Raw genomic sequence first — 20,499 nt, 5'->3', positions numbered from 1 at the left:
ATGCCCCTATTGAAGATCAGCAAGCTAATCACTTAATAGGGGCAGTATATAAAGGTAAGTAGTATTAGTTAGTAACGGCTGTCTTTACTTGTGATTTCTCTTTGCTTTTTAGCCACACGAATACAGCACCTAGAACCGCAATTGGAATCAGTGGGTCGATCAACGTACCGCCTTTACCAAACACTAAGTTTAGAATCATGATGATGCTTGCACCAATCGCCCATGCGATAGTTGAAGACACAGACCAGATCTTAATTTGGTCAGCTAGTTCAGTAATACCTAACGTACGGTTGATGATGTGGAAGTATGAATCGTTCAAATGAGAGAAGCCAACCGGACCTACCGCACATGCAAGTGCTACGAATACTGGGTCTAGACCTAACGTTTCGACTAGAGGCAGTGTCATCGTTGCTGCAACCATCATTGATGCAGTTGCTGAACCTTGGATTAGACGAAGCATTGAAGCAATTGCTAGTGGTACAAGTAGAGGTGGAATACCGCTGCTTGCGATAGCTTCGGCGACTTGAGGACCAGCACCTGATGCTTTAAGTACGGCACCCATTGCGCCACCACAACCAGTTACCACAAGAATTAGACCTGTAGTAGACAGAGCATCATCCATAGAGCTAACCATGTCTTTGCGCTCAATATGACGAGTAAGACCGTATAGCGCCATCAGAACACCGATACCAACAGCAACCACTGGGTTACCAATCAACGAAATAACGTTGTGCATTGCAGTGTCACCTTGACCAACAAGCGTGTTGATTAGGATGAATGCGATTGGCAGCAGAATTGGACCGAATGATAAAAAGTTACTTGGTAGCTCTCTGTCATCTGTTTCTTTTACTTTCTCAAGGTTTGCCCAATCAGCTTGGTTAGTAATCCATATCTCTCCGTTTGGTACGCGGTAGAACTCGTTACCTACTCGGCGAATATAAATCATAGAAAGAAGCATCATAGGGATAGAAACCATCAAACCCCATAACATGTATTCACCTAGGTCTACACCCAGAATTCCAGCCACAGCAACTGGACCCGGTGTTGGTGGCACAAGTGCGTGAGTGATAAGCAAGCCAAGCGCTAGAGTTACACCAAGGCCAACCGCTGACTTACCCGTATCACGTGAAATTGCGCGAACAAGAGAATGCAAAATGATGTACGCAGAGTCACAGAAAACTGGGATAGCGACAAGCACCCCTGTAAAACCTAGTGCTAAGTCTTCACGACCTTTACCACACAGCTTTACAAACGTTTTTGCCATTCGAACAGCGGCTCCAGAGCGTTCGAAACACGCGCCCATGATAACGCCGAATGCGATGATCAAACCAATACCACCAAGCACGCCACCAAAACCTGCTTTAATTGCATCAATCAACTCTGTTGGCGCCATACCCGCAAAAAGACCCATGATGATACTTGCAATAACCATAGCAAGTGCGACTGGGATTCTCGTTTTAATAATCATACCCATCATGGTTAAGATGCCAATTACGATGCCTATCAGTGCTCCATCCATTTTTATATTCCTTTTGTCTCTTTCTTCATTTTTATGAAAATTGTAGGGTGGTGCATATAGGTGATATCGGGATCACCTATTGCACTTTATCGTTATGTGTTGGCTTGCCTGTAAGCCGTATTATCTAAATCAGTTTTTTACTTTTATGGTTCGTTACATATAAACGCCATTCCCACCGCGCTATAAATAACTGTTTACCCAGCCAAGCCCCTCTTCTGTCGTGCCTCTTGGGTTGTATTCACAACCAATCCAACCTTGGTAACCTGAATCATCCAAAACACTAAACAAGTGTGGGTAGTTCAGTTCGCCTTCCGATGGTTCATGCCTTTCTGGTACAGAAGCAATTTGGATATGACCGGTATAAGCAGCCACTTCACGAATCAAAGTACTTAAATCACCATCCATGATTTGCGCGTGATAAAGGTCGAGTTGCAGCTTCACATTTGGCCTATCGACTAACTTAATCAGTTCAACAGCGTCACGTTGGTGAGCAACGAAGTAATTAGGAACATCACGGCTATTTAGCGGTTCAATCATCAATTCGATGTTATGCTCAGCAAACTTATCTGCGGCAAAACGAATATTTGAGATAAAGATTTCAACGTGTTGCTGCCTCGTGAACTTCGCATCATGTAGACCCGACATCGCGTGAACTTTCTTGCAGTTCAGCGCTTTAGCGTACATAAGTGCCGTATCAACGCTTGCTTTAAACTCTTCTTCACGGCCAGGAATCGCTGCGAAGCCTCGTTCACCTGCGTCCCAATCACCCGGAGGCATATTGAAAAGTGCCTGTTCAAAACCAAATTCCTGCATTTTTTCTGCAAGCTCTTCGGCCTCAAATGCATAAGGGAATAGGTATTCAACTGCTTTGAAACCCGCTTTATGTGCCTTCTCAAAACGCTCCAGAAATGGCACTTCTGTGAATAACATCGTTAAGTTTGCTGCGAACTTAGCCATTATTTGCCTCTCCCTTTTAAATCCATCACTTCTTCGTCCGTTAGGTAACGGATATCATTCCCTTTCAATAAGAATGCTAATTTGGCGGTCTCTTCTAGCTCTTCAGCGTTATCAACGGCATCAATAAAGTCAGTGCCTGTTACTACTGGGCCGTGGTTTGCTAACAAGAATGCTCGATAATCACCTGCTCGTTTTGCCAACTCTTCAGCGATTTGTGGGTCACCAGGGCGTAGGTAAGGAATGACTGGTAACTCGCCAATTCGCATCACGAAATACGGTGTGAAAGCCTTAATCGCGTTGTTACGATCCAACCCTTCAAGGCAAGACAACGCGGTAAGGTAAGTAGAATGCAAATGAACAATGGCATTGCATACAGGGTTATTACGGTAAATCGCTAGGTGGAATGCCGCTTCTTTAGAAGGCTTCTTACCTGAGATGTGGTTGCCATCGATATCAACAACCGACAATTCCTCAGCGACAAGGCGACCAAATGAAGAGCCTGTTGGTGTTGCTAGAAAATGCCCATTTGGCAATTTGATAGATAGGTTACCTGCACCACCTGTCGCGTAACCTCGTTCGAACATTGAACGAGCGAGCGTGACCATTTGCTCTCTTAACTGCTGCTCGTTCATCAAAACTTTACTCATTTGAATCTCGCTTATGAAAAGAATGATTGAGCTTTAGCGAAGAAGTTTTCATCACCAAAATTGCCCGATTTTAGCGCTAGTGATAACTCACCTTCGACCGATTTAACCCAAGGCACACCTGGTGCGATTTGAGGACCAATATGAAAACCTTTCACAGCTAGGCTTTGCGTCACGACGCCTGATGTTTCACCACCAGCAACGATGAAGTTTTTCACGCCATGTTGTTGTAGTTTGATAGCGAGTTGACTAAAAAATTGTTCAACGGCGTGGCTTGACGCTTGTGCGCCGTACTCTTCTTGAATTGCTTTTAGTGCGGCAGCATCTGCGGTTGCATAAACCAAAGGAGCAAACTCGCCTTGGTTATTGGTCATCACCCAATCGAACACTTCATTGGCGTATTGATCATTGGTTAAGCAAGCCTTCACATCGATAGCAAAGTGAGGAGCAAGCTGCCGGTATACCGCAACTTGTTGGTTAGTAATCACTGAACAAGAACCAGAGAACACAACGGTTGGTGCTTTGACTGGGCTACCGGCATGTTTTGCATCACTTTGATCAGCAAGATGTTCTGTCCAATTTTTAGCGATACCAGCAGCTAGGCCTGAACCACCTGTGATTAGTTTCAGAGATTTAGCCGCTTGACCTAACGTCACCAAGTGCTCTGCATTAAATGCGTCTACAACGGCGTAGCGACTACCTTGAGCTTTGAGTTCGTTAAAACGAGCGGTAACCGCATCAGCGCCCTGTTCAATCGTTTGAAAGTTAACTAAACCGGAAACACCTTCTGATTGTGCGTCCATCATTCGAACCACACTGGAATCCATCATTGGTGTAACAGGGTGATTACGCATACCTGAATCACTGAGCAACTCACCAAAAACAAACAAGTGACCGTTGTAAACCGTGCGACCATTTACTGGCAATGCAGGGCAAACCATAGTGAAAGATTCTCCAAGTTCCGCCAAAAGTGCATCTGTTACGGGACCAATATTGCCCTGAGCGGTACTGTCGAACGTTGAGCAGTATTTAAAGTAAAACTGTTGGCAACCTTGAGATTGAAGCCATTTAAGCGCAGTAACCGAATCCGTCACCGCTTGGTCAGCTGGGCAAGAGCGAGATTTAAGGCTGATCACCACTGCATCTGCTGATGTGTCAAACTCTCCCGTTGGAATCCCATTCAATTGAACAGTGCGCATACCGTTTTCAACCAAGAAACCAGCAATGTCTGTAGCACCTGTAAAGTCGTCTGCAATAACACCTAATAACATGATTATTTCTCCGCCTTTGACGTATTTACACCTGGTAGATCAATGCCTTGGAAGACTTTTATCACTGCACTGTCGTCTTCTTGACCAAATCCAGCATTACTCGCGCTAACGAACATGTTCAGTGCAGCACTTGATAGTGGGAGTGGGAATTTCAGATCTTGAGCGGTATCTGATACCAAGTTCAAATCCTTCACAAAGATATCAACCATAGATTTTGGAGAGTAATCACCATCGACTACGTGCTTCATGCGGTTCTCGAACATCCAAGAGTTGCCCGCTGCATTCGTAACAACGTCGTACATCAAATCAAGCGGAATGTTTGCGCGTGCGGCTAGTGCCATCGCTTCAGCGCCCGCAGCAATATGAACACCTGCTAGTAACTGGTGGATAATCTTAACGGTCGCACCAAGGCCAATGGTCTCACCGATGTTGTAGACTTTAGCTGCTGTTGCATCAAGTACCGGAGCCAGTGCTTCAAATGTGGTCACCGCACCTGAAGCCATAATCGTCATTTCACCCGCTTCTGCTTTTACTGCACCGCCGGACACTGGCGCATCCAGCATCACAAGATCATGTTCAGCAAGCTCAGCTTCGATTTGTTTCGCGTCTTCTGCTGAGATCGTTGCCGAGACCATAACTGGCGTGTTAGGTCTTAGTGCCGCCGCAAGACCAGTTTTAAACAGTACCGTGTTAACTTGAGCTGCATTCACAACCAATACCAAAACTGAATCAAGTTTGTCTGCAAACTCAACCGCACTTGTCGAGACCGCTTTTGCGCCATATTCACCCAAGGTTTCAAGCGCTTGCGGATTCAAATCGAAACCATATACATCAAGCCCTGCACGCACGCATGACTTCGCTGCGCCCATGCCCATAGAACCTAAACCGATAACACCAACAGATTGAACTTCATTCATAGCAAGATGCCTTTCACGTAATTATTGAATTCTAGATTTGTTAATTCTTGTTTATGTTTGTGATTATATGTGAAGTAATCGAATGCGACTTAGTGATAAGTCACACTTTTAACAAAAGTTAACACCACTGAGTAATTCAACCCTTTAGAGGCATTAGATAAGGGTAATTTCGGCAGCAATCACAGTTCTAATTGCAATTTCACAACAGATATTCACAGATATTCACAAAACAGCTAAAGATTGATAGGATGATGAAAAATAAGAACATAGAAGAAAAATCATGATTCCAGCGGAACGTCAGAGAACCATTTTGTCACTATTATCACACCAAGAAGTGATCAGTATTTCTGAGCTTGTTGAGCACTTAGAGGTGTCTCATATGACCATTCGTCGAGATATCGTAAAGCTAGAGACATCAGGGAAAGTGATTTCAGTTTCGGGTGGCGTTCAGCTGACTAAAGCACTTCACAGCGAATTGTCACACGACATCAAGGTAGAACAGCAAGCAAGCGAAAAAGCTCAAATAGGTCAACTAGCTGCTCAATTGGTTCCTGAGTATTCGACTATCTACTTAGACGCTGGAACAACCTCTTTGGAGATCGCTCACCAACTTGCAGGGCGAGATGATCTGCTTATCATCACCAATGACTTCGCGATTGCCGCGTACCTAATGAACAGCACACAATCTGAGATTTACCATACTGGTGGCAAGGTTGACCGTGAAAATCAATCGAGTATTGGGGGCAAAGTAGCTGAGTTCTTGGCAGGGATGAATATTGATATTGCGTTTATCTCTTCTTCATCTTGGAATCTAAAAGGGCTCTCGACACCTTGTGAAAATAAGGTATTAGTCAAACAAGCCATTGTTCAAGCAGCTCATTCGAACTATCTGATTTCAGACTCAACCAAATACGGACGTATCGCTACCTTCCACGCCTTAGATTTAAGTGCGCTTGATGGCGTGATCACCGATATTGATCTTTCGAGTAGTGTGATTGATGAGCTTCAAGACAAAGGCATCAAGGTCATTAATTCGTAACGGATCCCTCATCAAATTTCAGGCTCACCAACCTAACATTCAGAGCCTGAATACCACCACTCCAAAATCATCTATTTATCTACTCGATAAAAATAATTCTTACAATTAAGCGCGTTTATTCGTTAATAATATTGTTACTCAACGGCATAATAGTCACGAATCCATTCAACGAGTTAGGTTATGTTCTACAAGCGTCTTTTGGTATTGGCTTTACCGCTTACTTTTGTGTTTCCCATCCATGCTGAAACGTTTAGTGAGCGAATGGCGCGTATCGAACAAGAGAATGTACTGGCGAAAACCATGAGTGAAGAACAAGTTGAATTGATTGCGTATTTCGGTGATTGCGATCGCTCGTTTCGGTTTATTCCGATCACCTGATCCTACCGTTTTTCCCTCTTCTTATTTTTACTCTAAGTGATCGGATTGCGCCAGTTTTCTCATTGACTCACCTCCCAGTTCTATTCTATGACTATTGTGTACTAGCCGATCCATTAGCGCGTCCGCGACGGTGGCGTTGCCGATCATGTTGTACCACTCCCTTACAGGTAACTGGCTGATGACGATTGTGCTGCTGTTTTGATAACGCTCTTCCAGCACTTCTAATAAGTGACCCGCATGCTCTTGAGTGAGTTTTTCCATCCCCCAGTCGTCGAGGATCAGTAAGGCTTTCTTAGCCAGCGATTGGAGTTGCTTTTGATAGCTACCATCCAGACGACCAGCGGTCAGGTCGTCAAGCAAGCGAGTTAATCGGTAGTACTTAACCGTTTGTTGTTGGTCACAGGCGCTGGTTGCCAGTGCGCAGGCAAGATACGTTTTGCCTGCGCCTGTTGGGCCTGTAACCAAGATGTTCTGGTGTTTGTATAGATAACTGCCCGTCAGAAGTTCGCTCATCTGTTTACGATTGAGGTTTCGTCCCTCCTTATAGATAAGTTGGCTCGGCTGCGCATCTACTCTCAGCTTGGCTTGTCGTTTTAAGCGTTGGATTTTGCTCTGATTGCGATTCAAGATCTCGCTTTCCAGAAGTAGGCTTAGCCTTTCCTCGAAGTCCAGTTCTGCGTAGGTGGTCAGTTGCTCTTGCTGCTGCTCTAATGCTTTCGCTGCATGGCTCAAGCGTAGGGTTTTGAGTTGGTCGTTCAGTGCATTCATATCCTTTCTCCTAGTGATAACTGTTCGGGCCACGAACATTGCTATGAACAAGATTTGGCGTACTCGTGTTGTCTTTACTCAGTTGTCCTTCACGATTGTTTTCAACAAATTGCTGATGAAGGTGTAATTGGATTTTGTCAGCATCAGCGCATCTTTACAGGCTTGCTCTAGGCGCGATTCGCCATAGGTTTTACTGAGGCTGAGCAAGCCAAGGCAGGAACGATAAGACTGCTCTGGATGAGGCTTGGAGTTCAGCATCTTATTGACGACTTCTCGTGTGGCTGGGCCGATATTGGCTCCCCAGCTAAGCAAGCGCCCTGGCGACCACTTCTGATGTTGATGGTTGCTTGGCATGTGCTCTGGTTGGGTGCTGTTTCCTCGCTCTCTTTGGCTACGTGGATGCTGGGCCACCAAGTTACCTTGATGGTAGATCTGCACCAGGCGATTAGAGGCTTCCAACTCGACATGGTGACCAACAAGTTGATGGGGAACCGAGTAGTAATGACGGCGATATTCGATGTGATAGTCAGGGCCAACTTTGGCTCGTTTAGTTTCGGTATACAGGTAACGCTGCCTAGGCAGTGGCTTTAATGCAGGTTTGTCGAGTTTATCGAACAGCGCTTGGCGGCTGGCGCCATACTGTTTCATCTCACGCTGATTTAACTCATTCATGAGTTCACGGATGGCGAGATTCAACTCTTTAAAAGTGTGGAAGGCTTGGTGTCGCAACCGCATCATGATCCAGCGTTCTACTAGGAGCACGGCATTCTCTGCCTTGGCTTTGTCTTTCGGTTTGTAGGGGCGAGCAGGCATCACGGCTGTTTGATAGTGATTAGCCAGCTTTTGATAGCTGTCGTTCAGTCTCGGCTCATAACGATTGGCTTTGGTGACTGCGCTGCGTAGGTTATCGGGAACTAAGAGTTGTGGTACGCCACCGAAGTGTTCGAACGCATTCGCATGCGCCTCTAACCAGTAGGGCTTCCCTTGGCTGGGAAGGCTTCAACATAAGTAATTGGACGCGCCTAAAGTCGCGACGAACACCTCCGCTTCGCGCACTTCGCCTGTGTCAGGGTTGACCACCTGAAGCCGAGGCCCACAGTAATCGATAAACAGTTTATCACCTGCAACATGAAGCTGGCGCATGCTGCGTTTTTGGGTTTTGAACCAACGAGTGAAGTGCTCGCAGAACTGAGTGTAAGCGTAAGCTTGCTCTTGATATTGCTCATGATACTCCTGCCAGAGCAGCATCTTTGTCATACCTTTACGCCTGAGTTCGACTGCGTATTGAGTGAAGTCTGGCATAACTTTATCTCGACTGACTTTCTTGCCGTGATACAGCGCCTGTGTGAGATCTGCATCGCTGCAACTGTCGGGTAGAGGCCAACCAAGTTGGCTTTGTTTAAAGCGAGTAAGGAGTTCTGATACGGTGGACGGGCCGAGTTTAAGGCAAGAAGCGATACCACGATTTGAGAGACCGCAGTCGTATTTAAGGCGTAATACCTCTTTGATTTTGTTCATTGGAGTTCTCTTTTTGGCCATTGTCGCTTCCTTTCCTTCTTGTTTAAGAAGTAAAGAATAGCGAGCTATTGATTTAAAAGAGAAAAAGGAAGGATTTCGGCCATTACGATCGCGGTTTTCGCTATTCCGATCACCGATTTCGGAGTTTGACTAAAAGTGATCGGATAATCGCGGAATCAGTGATCGGTTTAAACCGAAATGGGTGATCGGATAATCCCGAAATGACTGATCGGAATGCTCCGAAATATGCAATTGATACAAAAAGTCGTACAGACCAATCACTGCGCTAAAGTGGCGTTAACCCACCACCAACGCATTTTAGGCCAATATAAGGTTGAGACATCTTCTTCTGAGTTATTCGTAAAATGGCGTCAACTCGGTAAGCAGTTAGACGCTCAATACGAGACAGATTACCCCGGCTATTTCAAGAATATCCTGCGGCTTCAGGCAAAGTCGATGGCTACCTTTTTGCTCTAATCGACAATGGTTTAAACGAGCAATCGTGGATCGCCAAAGAGTTCAAACAGTGTAAAAAGAATAAGCTCATATCCCGAACCTAAATTCTAGTCTGCTCTGGTTCGAGAGTACTCACTCGCATTGGTTCTAATAAAGTAAGAAAAGCCCTTCATAACCGCCAATTTCTATTTCACTCACATAGTCACCAACGTTACCGTTAGCATCAACAGGTTTCATTGGAACATCCAACGCAATGGTGAGTTTTGACGTTTCATAAAAGCTCGGATTCTTACCGTGGAAATCCGTACGATACAACACACGACCATTGCTAAACTCTCTCGCTAACACCATGTCCTCAGGACCACCAGCAACCACCTGATTTTCAGATTGATACATAAAGTACGTGAACGTCGGTAGAACGTGCGTCATACCGTTGGGCAGATCAGCATGCACCATTTCGTTCATCGAGGCATCGCCAACGATGGTGTAGTCCGCGGGTTGAGGTGTCGTTGTTGATAGCATCAAAGGAATCGGTTCAAAGCCTTGTGGGATTTGATGACTCGGCTCTCCCAAATCAACGGCCAATAACGAACTTGGTTGATAGGCGATGTTTTTAGGGACACCACTTTGCCAGAAAGTGTCAGCCGTCGTATTGCCACTTCCATAGACGTAACCATTGTTCCACTGATTGAAATAGCTATGTTGAGCATGTCGATTGAGGTAGTAGATCGCTAGGGTCGAGTATTGGTCTTGCTTCCAACTCTCTTCACTATTTCCAAGATACTGAACTCGCCCATAACGCGTTGTCGCCTGAAAAATAACACTTTGTCCATTGTAGGCGAGCGCTGAATTATCCCAGAATTTAGAGATCCCCGAGTAACCACTAAACCCAGTAGATGGAAAAATGTAGTGCTCGCGTAAATACAGAGATCCCGCCTCGCTAAGATGAGACTGTCCATTTCGACCCAGTAAGTTCGCGGTTCCGATATTCAACCCAATCGACGCATCACTTTCTAAAGCAGATAGATTTTTCAGAAACGCTGAAAATTGTTGTTTATAGAGATCATCCGCTTGATTCGAACCCGCAACTGCTCCTAACTCTTGAACATGCCCGCCAGAGTGAACATAGAACTGGTTCGAACCAATGAGTTTATTTGTGTCGTCGTTATACGCACCATTCAAACCTTGGCTTGCCCAGCTTTGCTTGTAGTAGCGATGAATAGCAGATAGATAATCCGCGTTTGCGACGTTCGTTAGCGACCAAGATGAGTTAGCGCTCCACATTCGACCAAATGGCACCACTCTTGATTCCCAACGAAAACGCGCTGTCGCGTTCTTATTGGTTCGATTTCGATACTCACTTGGCGACAAGTAATTATCGCCATCTAGGTCTGCAGACACATCAAAACCGCGGATTTTTCGCCATTGGCTGATAGCATTGCCGTCCGGCGTTGTAGTCGGAGCATCGGTTAACTTGACGGTTGGAAAACTGTTCTTGAGTTTTACTTCTTTTAAACGCGGCCTGTCGTCGGCGTTCTCACTTTGCCAACGAACTCTCACAACGTATAAGCGCCCACCATCTCTCAAAAAGGTGGAGCCAAAATACTGGCCGCCACCATAGCTCGCACCACTGCCATCATGAGTTGTGGCTCTTACCCAGTTATCCGGAAGGTTCCAGATCACCGATTGGTTTTTGGTCATATTGAGCGTTTTGTCTTTCTTTACGTCGAGCCTTTCCCACTGTGAAACCCTTCCCTGAGAATCAATAGCCGTTGGGTATTCAATCCAGAATTCGCCGTTGCCAGCAAACTGTGAGAATTTAAAGGTCAGCCGTTCGAACTGCTCAGCATGATAGACATACAAAGCCCCACCCTGTTCGAAATTCTCAAACACATCGGCATCCCACGGAGGCTCTTGATACAGCCAAAAGCCAGCATGGTCTTCACTGGCTGTATAGCCCAAGATCATAGGTTTTCGGTTTAAAAGGGTCTTCTCGCCATGAGTTTTATCAACTTCGGCAATGACAGTATCTTCAGAAAAGTGCAGGAAATAGTCTTCGAAATTGAGGCCTTCTAACTCAGCTTGGTTACGGAGATCGTTCTCCAACCAACCCGAATTCATCGCCATGACTTGGTTGTACATATAACCAATTGTCGTGGCCCGCTCATTGTCGGCTTTGTCGGCATAAGCTCCGAACACAATATCACTGTTGGAAATTTCCCAATCAATGACGGCATTCGCAGATAGTGGGGAGCCCGAAAGATCAACACCAACTTCATGTTGCCCTGGCAGCACAACCGCTGTACCAACAGCAAAAGCGTAACCAGCGATTAAACATGACGGTATGAGTGCGAGCAGCCCAGAAATGTAGGTTTTCATGATTCAAATTTCCTAATCGATACTGTCATGCCTTAAATCACAAGACGAAAAGTCAGCCAACTTACGTGTCAATTTAGGAATCAAAATACGAAAAAAGTATCGACTACATGGCTCTATTGTTCAAGTGCTCGTCTGTCTTGTTTCATCGGTGGCAAGTAAAACGAGCAAATGCCGATTCAAAATCAATGCATTAAGGAAAATATAAGTTTTTGTGATTTTAATTTTATTTGGAAACCAAGTATCTCCGGCTAACGAGAAATCAGCTCAGATTTTCTCAAAATGAGAATAATACGGTTTGGAAGATGAGAAGTTATCAGAGCCTAGAACTCAGAATAGGACTTGGATTTGCTGTATCGAATCTCAGTTTGAGCGCCACACTATTGAAACTCAATTTGGATAGGCTGTCTAAACAAGAACGATGACAACGCACCTTAAAGCCTCTTGTTCCACTTCCCTTGGTGGTCACGGTCGCAATTTTCTTGTGTATCGTAACTAACATGCTTATCGATATTCTTCAGTTGAATCCCAACTTGATTGAACGCGTGTTGGATAGCCCCAGAGGCACTCTGTTGACCTTCGCCACTTAAGAAGTTCGTTCTATCCTGATTGGTATCGAATACACAGACAATTTTCAAACTTTGTGGAAAAGATGAGAAGTTGACCGAGTGAGTCACCCATAAAAAACCATCGAAGCCTTTCAGCGTGTCTTCACAAACGTCAGTTAACACGTCTCTGATTTGATTCTCGATTTTCTTATCTGATTTACGCATGCGGCAAAGGTCCTATTTAACACCTTAAAAAATAAGGTTTTTCGGTCAGTTTCGTACTACCTGATATTGGACACTGTGGCGGTTTCAAATGCAAAGTATTTATTGGGGAGAGTCGACTGGAAGATATAGAGGAAACGCCTCATGTTTGATAGCTTACGAGGCGATCAAACATGAGACGAGTATAGAATTTACTAAGACACTAGCTCGCGGCTTGTTCCCAATCCGTTAATAACGTCATGATCACGCGAGAGTCTTGGTGGGTTGCCATTGGCGCAGCAAGTTGTGTGTCACCTTGCTCAACCGCTTGGCGGATATTGCGCACTTGATAATGGAAACCATCACCTTGCGCTTCGACTTTAACTTCACGTGTCGACGTCTCATAGATCTCTACCGTAAACGTGTTTTCTGCCGTCGGTAGCCATGGATTAGTATCTAGCGTGATACAGCCTTTGCTGCCTAGGATCGTAAAACCATGCTTTAAACCGTGGTCTTCAGCAGTGTGGATTTGCGCGGTAAAGCGGTCATTGAAACGCATCATCGCCGACGATTCACAGATATTGCTATCTTCGCCTCGTCGGCCGATTGCCGAGATCTGCACATCATCGAACACACTCTCACCGAACAGCTGCTGCGCAACAGAGTGAATCAGCGACATTGGGTAGCAACCAAGGTTGTATAGCGCGCCTTTGCTCGCAGGATTCACGAACTGATCAATCGCCGCAACGTAGGAACCTTGAATTGAGCGCACTTCGCCGATCTCACCAGTTGCCAGTTCTTGATGAAGCTTGGTGATAAGTGGATGGTTTAAATACATCAGACCTTCAGCAAAGAATACGCCCGCTTCTTTCACGGCTTGTAAAGCTTGCTCGGTTTTTTCCATATCTACCGACAGAGACTTCTCACACAAGATCGCTTTGCCTTTTTGAGCTGCTTTAATCACATACTCATGATGGACATGGTTTGGCAGAGCAATGTAGATAATGTCGACCGACTCATCTTCAATCAAGGCTTCATAGCTGTTGAAGGTTCGTGTTGGTTGGTATTGGGCAGCAAACTCGTTAAGTGTTTTTTCAGTACGACCAGCAACGGCATACAACTCGCTTTGAGCATCGCCTTTAATCGCATCCGCCATTACGCCTGAGATAAAGCTGGTTCCTAGGATTCCCCATTTCATGTCTTAGATCTCCTGCTCTTGTGCTTTGATAGGTCCACGTTGCGTTTCAAATGCTTGTACTAATTCCGTTATATCACGCTCAATAAACGCTTGGGTATGAGGCATACCAAAGTGCTGATTAATCGCTTCACGGTTTGCGTATTGCTCAAGCAAAATCACACGATCGCTTTGGCTTTGATCATAGGTTGCAATCGCTTGTAGGCAGCCTGGCTCGCTTTGCATGTCTAAACAAAACTGTTCGATAGCTTCGATCGCAGCAGCTCGCTCTATGTTGGTTTTGATCTTAAGTTCGGCAGTAACAAAGATAGTTTCATTCGTTTGAGGCATTTCACGCTCTTATTTTAGTTAATTATCGGTTTGCCATTAATATAATTAACCCCTAATAATTGATAAACTCACCTTTTGTTTATTGTTTATCAACCAAGAGTGTTCAATGGATAAGTTAACCAGCATGAAAGTCTTCGTCTACGTAGTGGAACAGGACAGCTTTCGTAGCGCCGCAAACCACTTCAACCTGTCGGCGACCATGATCAGTAAGCATGTCCATTCCTTAGAAACCAGTTTGAACTCTCAGCTGATCCACCGCACCACGCGTAAGCAATCGTTAACCGACTCAGGGCAGCTTTACTATCGTGAGTGTAAGCGAATTCTCGAAGACATCAGCAATGCAGAGAACCTGATTCAAACCTTGGAAAACCAACCGCAAGGCACAGTAAAGATTAACTGCCCCGTCACCTACGGCAACAAGGTACTTGCCCCTATCGTAGCTAAGTTTCTCGCGCATCACCCAACCATTAACGTTGAGCTGATGTTGAATAATGACCTTGTTGATCCTTATTCATCTGACATTGATCTAATTGTGCGAATTGGTGACCTATCTGATTCAAGCTTGGTCGCAAGGTATTTAGGGGGTTATGAAATGTGTTATTGCGCGGCGCCCGATTATCTTAACCAGCATGCTGATATCAGAGTATTAGAAGACTTAGCGCAGCACCCGTCGCTTGGGTTCAGTTACAGCAGCCAAGCTCCTCACGCTACACCGAATAAAGAACGTGTGCGCTTGATGTCGAATAATGGGGATGTGTTGCGATATGCCGCTCTACAAGGTGTAGGTGTGTTGTTACAGCCGACTATCTTGGTCGCAGAAGAAATTGAGCGTGGGATGTTATTGGAGATCTTGCCCGGCATGGCGCCGTTACCAAAGCCGATTCACTTGCTCTACAAAACCAAACAACTGTCGTTGAAGAACCGAACTTTTGTCGAGTTTTTATTAGCCTCTCTTTCTGAGTAACTAAGCGCTTTCTAAACAACAAAGACCGCTAGACTGTTTGCCAATGGCTCATCAAGCGTTATGGACGATCATCTCATCACATTGGTTAAACACCATGAAGTGTTTAAGTTCTTCGCATAAAGCGTGAATCAAAGACTCATGAGTTTTAACGCTGCCTTCAACAACCAAGTTACGAATATTGAGTAAGCGACTCTTTCTATCGACCTTGCAATCCATTCGCGCCACCAGTTTACCTTGCCATAGAATCGGCAAACTAAAGTAACCAAACTGACGCTTGGCCTCTGGAACATAGCATTCAAGGAGGTAGTCAAAGTTGAACAATGATTGCATTCGCTTTCGTTGAATCAGCAGGTTATCAAACGGAGACAGTATCTTAAGCTTGGTTCTGGAAAGAGGTTGATTCAGCAGTTCAAAAGCACCTGGCAGGACATAGTAATCAGAGCCTTGAATATCTACTTTCAGAACCTGCTTATCTTCAAGCATCTGTTGGAGTGCTCTCTGAATCAAAGGCTTTGTGTTCTTGAGTAGGTAGCTCATTTCCGACGCTATTCCAACTCCGTTAGCCTCTAAATAACGTGTTATCAGATGCTCGATGTACTCTTGTTCTGTCGGCTCAGAGGTATCAATTCCGCTCGGTAAAACTCGCTCGGTTAGGTCATACACCTTATGAAAGTTAACTCGGCTTGGCACCATTAAGTCGCCTTGCATGAACAAGGTTTCTAATGCTTGCTTGGCCGGTTTACCGCCCCAACCGCCGGGGTTTGGCCTATCCCCTTCAAAATCTTTCGCCATCAACGGCCCTTCATTCTCAATACGTTTGAGAACATGAGCCATCAGTGCGTCATCCTTTTTATACCAATGCTTGAGCTTACCGCTCGCAAAGCCATTCTTTCGATGTAGGCTGAAACGGTAGTCTCGCATGGGTAAATACGCGGCGGCATGCGACCAATACTCAAATACCTCTCGACGCTCTAGCAGCTTATCAAGATGGTTCAATTGGTAGCCTTGATTGCGATTCCACAGCGTATGATGGTGGGCTCGCTGAATCACGGAAATGGTATCAATTTGCACATAGCCAAGGTTTTCAATCGCAGACAGCGTGTTCGCCAAAGTGCCTCCATTGCGTTGCTTTTTAGGCGGCAGCTTTTGCGAAAGCAATACCAGTTTTTGCGCTTGTGCGAGTGACAGTGATTCCATGTAATTCAGACTCTAATTGATACCAATGACTGGCTTATGATTCAGCAATAAGCTCTTGAAGGATTTGCTTGTACGTTTCAACCGTCTGCGCGCCTGTCACTGCACTCTTGCGGTTGAATACCACAGTAGGTACCGCAGAGATCCCCATGCGTTGCCATTCAAACTCTTGCGCTTCAATTTGCTTCAAGTTATCGATGTTCTTTAGGCGTTTCAGTGCCTTAGTTGAGTCCAAGCCAACCGCTTCAAGTTCTTGTGCAATGACTTCAAGATCCGACAGATCTTTCTGCTCTGAAAAATGCGCAGTAAAGAAGCGTAGCTTTAACTCAGTCTGTTTACCGTGCACTAGTGCAAAATCGAGAAGCACATGGAGATGGCGTGAATTGACCATTCTCATGCTGTCATAGAAATTGAAATCGAAACCAACCGCTTTGCCACGCGCCGCAAGCTGTTCACGTGAACGTTGGCTCTCTTCTGCGCTAGAACCGTATTTTCTCATGATATGATCACGCAGGTTTTCGCCCTCTTGCGGCATATCAAGGTTAAGCTCAAACGGCTGCCATTCAAGTTCAATCTGTTGTTCTAAGCCAAGCTCTGAAACGGCTTGCTCTAAGTTTTTGTAACCGACTACGCACCACGGGCACATCACGTCAGAAATAATATCAAGTTGAAGTTTCTTGCTCATCGTCATTCCAAATATCGTTACTAAGGCGTATTCAATTCAAAGTGAATACCCATCTTTCTGATTAGACTACAACATGCTGAACACTCGTTCAAATTTAACTCGATGAACCAGTAGCCAACAAAAAAGCCAACTCCTATTACCGAGTTGGCTTTGATAAAAATCGGATTGAGCTTAACCGCGTTACGCTAGCAGTTTCTCTAGCACTTGGAACACACCTGCATCGACGTTACTTGGCGCGCCAAAACGAGCGATCTCTTTCAGCTTTGGATGTGCGTTTTCCATCGCGTAAGAGTGGTAGCTCTCTTTAAGCATTTCCAAGTCATTCAGGTAGTCACCAAAACTCATGGTCTGCTCGTAAGTGAAGCCGAGTGTGTTTTGTAGATGTTTAATCGCCGCGCCTTTTGATGCCTCAGCGTTCATCACATCCAACCAAATTTTTGCACTGACAACCACTTGGTAGTTCTCACCGAATTTGGCATCAATAGTTGGGTTCACTTTCTCTTGTGAACCGTCGAAGTGACAGATAGCCACCTTGATGAAATCGTCTTCTACCGCCAGTAAGTCTTCTACTTGCTCACGGCGATGGTAGTACTTAGAGATCTCCGCTAGAGCACGCTCATCTTTGGTTTCAATGTACGCCGATTTCTTACCACATAACACCACATGCGCGCCTTTAATAGCACGCGCTTCTTTAATGATCTCTTTGATGGCATCAGTATCAAGTAAGCAGCTGTAAAGTTCTTGGCCTTTGTGCATCACCAATGTGCCGTTTTCAGCAACGAACATCATGCGATCTTTAAGTGGAGCAAAGGTTTCCATCAAGCTGTAGTACTGACGACCCGATGCCGCAGCAAAAATAATGTTTTGAGCTTCTAGTTGCTCATAAAGATTGAAGAATTCCGGGTCTAACTTTCCGTGTTCATTAAGCAGAGTGCCGTCCATATCAGCAGCGATAAATTTGATGTTCTGTTGTGGCATTTCAGGGCTTACCTATAAGTAAAGATTAAAGTGTAAATTATGATTTTTCGTTATCTTGTGTAACGGTTATGCGTTCGATTATATCGTTAGAGTAGCCAGTGAAAGCAATGCTTATTTCTGAGCTCTAATAATTCGCTTCAAATGTGCTTCAAACGCAAAACTGAACAGCCCGACATGTCGCTTTGAATGATTGAGTCCTACATATCTGAGGTGAACGAAAGGCCTCGAGACTATACGCTTCTTAAACTCTATCACTCTGTTTTTGACCACTGTAATCATGATTCTAGCTATCACTTCGACCTTATTTTGCGTCGTTACCATCAAGTTTCTAATCACACTTGCCAATTTAGCGCGCCATCGCGTTCACATTACGCCTAGAATTTCGTTGAACCGAACCAAATGGCCAACCGTGTCCATTATTATCCCTGCGAGAAATGAAGAAGATAATATTGAAACCAGCCTCAGTTCGCTAATAAAGCAAAACTACCCAAGAGACAGGTTTGAAATCATCGTAGTTGATGATTTTTCTACTGATTCGACAAGGGCCATTGTTGATAAGCTCATCGACACATCGAGTGTTAACGTTCGTTGCATATCGGGAAGAAAGTTACCGCCCAATTGGCTAGGGAAAAGCAACGCTTGTATGGTGGGATCACAGCAAGCAACGGGTGAATATTTGTATTTTATCGATGCTGATACAAAGTCTGAACCCTTGATGCTACAGAGCGTTATCCATTTCGCCTCAAGACACAAAACGGATTTGCTGTCGTTCAACCCTAGACAAGCATTCACATCAACCGTTGAGAAAATCACCTTACCCGGCATATTTCTTTCAGTCGCGTCTTACATGAACTTCAAAAACGCAAACGACAAGTCAAAAGGAGACGCCATTGCTAACGGCCAAGCCATGTTGTTTACACGAAGGTCATACGATGCGGTAGGTGGACATACTGCGGTAGCCAGCAAGATATCCGAAGACATCGCTTTTGCAAAACTCATGAAGATATGTGGTTTAAAAGCTTTTTGGGCTTTTGCAGACGAGCTCATGAGCACTCATATGTATTCAGACTTTGGTTCGATTTGGGCGGGTTTCTCCAAAAACATGAATCTTATTGTAAATTGCCAATCAAGATTCCAAGTACTTGGTGCATTCATCAAAACGAATATCATTGCATGGGCTGTCCCGGTGATGCTGCTGGTATCAACTCACCATTTCATCGGCGACCCTTCATCATTCAACGCCTATTCCTTAGCGATCAATGCTCTGATGTTGTTCGCTTCCATTGTCACTTATCTTATTTTGGTCAAAGAGCTCTTTATACCAGCTCGCTATGCGCTAACTGTGCCTTTGGGGATTTCGTTGCAAAGCTTGTTGATTCTCAACAGCTATCGCTTATCAAAGAACAATAAAATCACTTGGAAAGGACGATCACTGTCATGATCAGTAAGATTCTAACTTTCGCGATGATTGCGACGTCCTTTTCAGTGTTAGCGTCGGACGCAAATGAGTGGAAGCTCGTGCGTAATAAGAAAGGCATCGAAGTCTACAATCGAAAAATCGAAGGTAACGACTTCAAGGAATTTCGTGCAGAAGCCGATATCCAAGCCAACCTTACCTCAATCATCGCTTTGTTTACGGATACTTCAGTAGGCACTCAATGGGTAGAAAACATTGATGAAATGGAAGAGATAGAACACTTTAGCGAAGTACACACGGTCACTAAAACCTATACAAAAGCACCTTGGCCCGTATCGGATCGTGAAGCCATTGTCGAAAACTTTATCGAGCAAGATCCAGACGCATTAACCGTGATGATTACCCAACACGGCAGACCCCATTATCAGCCTAATAACGACAAACGCATCGTCAGAGTGGCTCATTTAGAGTCGCGATGGATTCTCAAACCACTGGACAACAATACAACCCATATTTCTTATCAAGTGTTGAGTGACCCAGGAGGGTCGATTCCATCTTGGTTAATCAATATGGTCGCAGTATCTCAACCTTACAAGACACTTCTTGGTCTGTCTGAGATGTTGGATTCACATGCCTACTCTGATCGCACACTCGATTACATTAAGAACTATGATGTTGGGGTGTGAATTTGCGTCACTTTTAAATTTCGCGTTGACCAATAAAAGAAATAGGCTTACTATCAATCGTCTTTTAACGATTAGTAGTAAGTGAGCCCACTAAGTATGACTGCAACATGCCAAGCAACAGATAGCTGTTCTCTACCTCTTCCGCCGAGTAATGCTGAAGCAGAAAAAGAGATGGCTGCGTTAGCAAAAGCACTCGCTCATCCAGCGAGAATTCGCATACTTAGTATCTTGTCCGCTTTAGAAAAATCGGGCGGCTGCTTGAACAGTGATCTGGTGAGTGAGTTGGGTTTAGCTCAATCAACCGTATCAGAGCACTTAAGAATATTGAAAGCTTCAGGTTTTATTACGGCTGAGTCTATTCCGCCGAAGATGTGTTACCGCATCGACCGCGACAATATTCAACGCTTCGAATCGGTATTTAACAGCATTTTAAAATAGAAGTTCACGCTTGAATGATC

The 20,499-nt window shown here is 44.9% G+C and carries 18 protein-coding genes and 3 pseudogenes; 7 read left to right on the top strand and 14 right to left on the bottom strand.

The window, feature by feature from the left end; genetic code table 11:
- Positions 1–64: 64 nt before the first annotated feature.
- The 5 genes from OCV19_RS23415 to ltnD all read right to left on the bottom strand — a co-directional run bounded on the left by OCV19_RS23415 (position 65) and on the right by ltnD (position 5,308).
- A complete protein-coding gene (locus OCV19_RS23415) occupies positions 65–1,519 on the bottom strand; it encodes a GntP family permease (protein WP_065677634.1) in 1,455 nt (484 codons plus the stop codon).
- Between the two features lie 180 nt (positions 1,520–1,699).
- Complete coding sequence (gene otnI / locus OCV19_RS23410; RefSeq protein ID WP_065677635.1) at positions 1,700–2,476, bottom strand: 2-oxo-tetronate isomerase; 777 nt, start codon at positions 2,474–2,476, stop codon at positions 1,700–1,702.
- Positions 2,476–3,123, bottom strand: coding sequence for a 3-oxo-tetronate 4-phosphate decarboxylase (gene otnC / locus OCV19_RS23405; protein ID WP_004732181.1), 648 nt, complete (start codon positions 3,121–3,123; stop codon positions 2,476–2,478). The genes otnI and otnC overlap by 1 nt, the downstream gene beginning before the upstream one ends.
- A gap of 11 nt (positions 3,124–3,134) precedes the next feature.
- Positions 3,135–4,391 (bottom strand): 3-oxo-tetronate kinase, encoded by a 1,257-nt coding sequence (gene otnK, locus OCV19_RS23400; RefSeq protein WP_065677636.1) that lies wholly within the window; start codon positions 4,389–4,391, stop codon positions 3,135–3,137.
- A gap of 2 nt (positions 4,392–4,393) precedes the next feature.
- Complete coding sequence (ltnD, locus tag OCV19_RS23395) at positions 4,394–5,308, bottom strand: L-threonate dehydrogenase (RefSeq protein ID WP_065677637.1); 915 nt, start codon at positions 5,306–5,308, stop codon at positions 4,394–4,396.
- Between the two features lie 280 nt (positions 5,309–5,588).
- On the opposite strand from ltnD, the gene OCV19_RS23390 reads away from it, so the two are divergent.
- Positions 5,589–6,347, top strand: a complete 759-nt coding sequence (locus tag OCV19_RS23390) for a DeoR/GlpR family DNA-binding transcription regulator (protein WP_065677638.1) — start codon at positions 5,589–5,591, stop codon at positions 6,345–6,347.
- A gap of 180 nt (positions 6,348–6,527) precedes the next feature.
- A complete protein-coding gene (locus OCV19_RS23385) occupies positions 6,528–6,725 on the top strand; it encodes a hypothetical protein (protein ID WP_065677639.1) in 198 nt (65 codons plus the stop codon).
- Between the two features lie 27 nt (positions 6,726–6,752).
- Here OCV19_RS23385 and istB read toward each other — a convergent pair whose 3' ends face one another.
- Entirely contained in the window at positions 6,753–7,493 is a 741-nt protein-coding gene (gene istB, locus OCV19_RS23380) for an IS21-like element ISVch3 family helper ATPase IstB (RefSeq protein WP_065677598.1), read from the bottom strand.
- A 10-nt stretch (positions 7,494–7,503) separates the two neighbouring features.
- A pseudogene (gene istA / locus OCV19_RS23375) lies at positions 7,504–9,032 on the bottom strand (IS21 family transposase).
- A 225-nt stretch (positions 9,033–9,257) separates the two neighbouring features.
- Here istA and OCV19_RS23370 point away from each other — a divergent pair.
- Positions 9,258–9,571 (top strand): annotated as a pseudogene (locus OCV19_RS23370) (hypothetical protein); the annotation flags it as partial.
- A 43-nt stretch (positions 9,572–9,614) separates the two neighbouring features.
- On the opposite strand, the gene OCV19_RS23365 reads toward OCV19_RS23370, so the two are convergent.
- From OCV19_RS23365 to OCV19_RS23350, 4 genes are all read right to left on the bottom strand, one after another.
- The gene (locus OCV19_RS23365) at positions 9,615–11,846 is read right to left on the bottom strand and encodes a hypothetical protein (RefSeq protein WP_065675753.1); all 2,232 of its coding nucleotides are present in this window, start codon (positions 11,844–11,846) and stop codon (positions 9,615–9,617) included.
- 431 nt (positions 11,847–12,277) lie between these two features.
- Complete coding sequence (locus tag OCV19_RS23360) at positions 12,278–12,616, bottom strand: Fis family transcriptional regulator (protein ID WP_065675754.1); 339 nt, start codon at positions 12,614–12,616, stop codon at positions 12,278–12,280.
- A 199-nt stretch (positions 12,617–12,815) separates the two neighbouring features.
- Positions 12,816–13,790, bottom strand: coding sequence for a Gfo/Idh/MocA family protein (locus OCV19_RS23355; RefSeq protein ID WP_065675755.1), 975 nt, complete (start codon positions 13,788–13,790; stop codon positions 12,816–12,818).
- A gap of 3 nt (positions 13,791–13,793) precedes the next feature.
- Positions 13,794–14,117, bottom strand: coding sequence for a putative quinol monooxygenase (locus OCV19_RS23350; protein ID WP_050620391.1), 324 nt, complete (start codon positions 14,115–14,117; stop codon positions 13,794–13,796).
- Positions 14,118–14,223: 106 nt separating this feature from the next.
- Here OCV19_RS23350 and OCV19_RS23345 point away from each other — a divergent pair, with 106 nt between their 5' ends.
- Positions 14,224–15,081, top strand: a complete 858-nt coding sequence (locus OCV19_RS23345) for a LysR substrate-binding domain-containing protein (protein ID WP_065675756.1) — start codon at positions 14,224–14,226, stop codon at positions 15,079–15,081.
- Positions 15,082–15,109: 28 nt separating this feature from the next.
- Here the strand turns inward: OCV19_RS23345 and OCV19_RS23340 are convergent.
- From OCV19_RS23340 to OCV19_RS23330, 3 genes and pseudogenes are all read right to left on the bottom strand, one after another.
- Positions 15,110–16,278, bottom strand: a pseudogene (locus tag OCV19_RS23340) (winged helix-turn-helix domain-containing protein).
- Positions 16,279–16,312: 34 nt separating this feature from the next.
- Complete coding sequence (locus tag OCV19_RS23335) at positions 16,313–16,960, bottom strand: DsbA family oxidoreductase (RefSeq protein ID WP_065675758.1); 648 nt, start codon at positions 16,958–16,960, stop codon at positions 16,313–16,315.
- Between the two features lie 180 nt (positions 16,961–17,140).
- Positions 17,141–17,938, bottom strand: coding sequence for a Cof-type HAD-IIB family hydrolase (locus OCV19_RS23330; RefSeq protein ID WP_065675759.1), 798 nt, complete (start codon positions 17,936–17,938; stop codon positions 17,141–17,143).
- A 277-nt stretch (positions 17,939–18,215) separates the two neighbouring features.
- On the opposite strand from OCV19_RS23330, the gene OCV19_RS23325 reads away from it, so the two are divergent.
- The 3 genes from OCV19_RS23325 (at position 18,216) to OCV19_RS23315 (ending at position 20,479) form a co-directional block, all read left to right on the top strand.
- Positions 18,216–19,379 (top strand): glycosyltransferase, encoded by a 1,164-nt coding sequence (locus OCV19_RS23325; protein WP_065675760.1) that lies wholly within the window; start codon positions 18,216–18,218, stop codon positions 19,377–19,379.
- Positions 19,376–20,041 (top strand): START domain-containing protein, encoded by a 666-nt coding sequence (locus OCV19_RS23320; RefSeq protein WP_065675761.1) that lies wholly within the window; start codon positions 19,376–19,378, stop codon positions 20,039–20,041. Before OCV19_RS23325 ends, OCV19_RS23320 begins: the two co-directional genes overlap by 4 nt.
- A 96-nt stretch (positions 20,042–20,137) precedes the next feature.
- Positions 20,138–20,479 carry an ArsR/SmtB family transcription factor gene (locus OCV19_RS23315; protein ID WP_048610478.1) on the top strand — a complete coding sequence of 114 codons (342 nt, stop codon included), beginning with the start codon at positions 20,138–20,140 and terminating at the stop codon, positions 20,477–20,479.
- The last annotated feature ends 20 nt before the right edge of the window (positions 20,480–20,499 follow it).

This window comes from Vibrio celticus, assembly GCF_024347335.1.
Lineage (GTDB): Bacteria > Pseudomonadota > Gammaproteobacteria > Enterobacterales > Vibrionaceae > Vibrio > Vibrio celticus.
The sequence above is the reverse complement of the archived record's forward strand: the minus strand, read 5'-3'. Positions and strand labels throughout refer to the sequence as shown.

Excerpts from the sequence above, each read along its gene's own strand:
- OCV19_RS23415 (WP_065677634.1), bottom strand. The coding sequence starts at position 1,519 with ATGGATGGAGCACTGATAGGCATCGTAATTGGCATCTTAACCATGATG.
- otnI (WP_065677635.1), bottom strand. The coding sequence starts at position 2,476 with ATGGCTAAGTTCGCAGCAAACTTAACGATGTTATTCACAGAAGTGCCA.
- otnC (WP_004732181.1), bottom strand. The coding sequence starts at position 3,123 with ATGAGTAAAGTTTTGATGAACGAGCAGCAGTTAAGAGAGCAAATGGTC.
- otnK (WP_065677636.1), bottom strand. The coding sequence starts at position 4,391 with ATGTTATTAGGTGTTATTGCAGACGACTTTACAGGTGCTACAGACATT.
- ltnD (WP_065677637.1), bottom strand. The coding sequence starts at position 5,308 with ATGAATGAAGTTCAATCTGTTGGTGTTATCGGTTTAGGTTCTATGGGC.
- OCV19_RS23390 (WP_065677638.1), top strand. The coding sequence starts at position 5,589 with ATGATTCCAGCGGAACGTCAGAGAACCATTTTGTCACTATTATCACAC.
- OCV19_RS23385 (WP_065677639.1), top strand. The coding sequence starts at position 6,528 with ATGTTCTACAAGCGTCTTTTGGTATTGGCTTTACCGCTTACTTTTGTG.
- istB (WP_065677598.1), bottom strand. The coding sequence starts at position 7,493 with ATGAATGCACTGAACGACCAACTCAAAACCCTACGCTTGAGCCATGCA.
- OCV19_RS23365 (WP_065675753.1), bottom strand. The coding sequence starts at position 11,846 with ATGAAAACCTACATTTCTGGGCTGCTCGCACTCATACCGTCATGTTTA.
- OCV19_RS23360 (WP_065675754.1), bottom strand. The coding sequence starts at position 12,616 with ATGCGTAAATCAGATAAGAAAATCGAGAATCAAATCAGAGACGTGTTA.
- OCV19_RS23355 (WP_065675755.1), bottom strand. The coding sequence starts at position 13,790 with ATGAAATGGGGAATCCTAGGAACCAGCTTTATCTCAGGCGTAATGGCG.
- OCV19_RS23350 (WP_050620391.1), bottom strand. The coding sequence starts at position 14,117 with ATGCCTCAAACGAATGAAACTATCTTTGTTACTGCCGAACTTAAGATC.
- OCV19_RS23345 (WP_065675756.1), top strand. The coding sequence starts at position 14,224 with ATGGATAAGTTAACCAGCATGAAAGTCTTCGTCTACGTAGTGGAACAG.
- OCV19_RS23335 (WP_065675758.1), bottom strand. The coding sequence starts at position 16,960 with ATGAGCAAGAAACTTCAACTTGATATTATTTCTGACGTGATGTGCCCG.
- OCV19_RS23330 (WP_065675759.1), bottom strand. The coding sequence starts at position 17,938 with ATGCCACAACAGAACATCAAATTTATCGCTGCTGATATGGACGGCACT.
- OCV19_RS23325 (WP_065675760.1), top strand. The coding sequence starts at position 18,216 with ATGATTCTAGCTATCACTTCGACCTTATTTTGCGTCGTTACCATCAAG.
- OCV19_RS23320 (WP_065675761.1), top strand. The coding sequence starts at position 19,376 with ATGATCAGTAAGATTCTAACTTTCGCGATGATTGCGACGTCCTTTTCA.
- OCV19_RS23315 (WP_048610478.1), top strand. The coding sequence starts at position 20,138 with ATGACTGCAACATGCCAAGCAACAGATAGCTGTTCTCTACCTCTTCCG.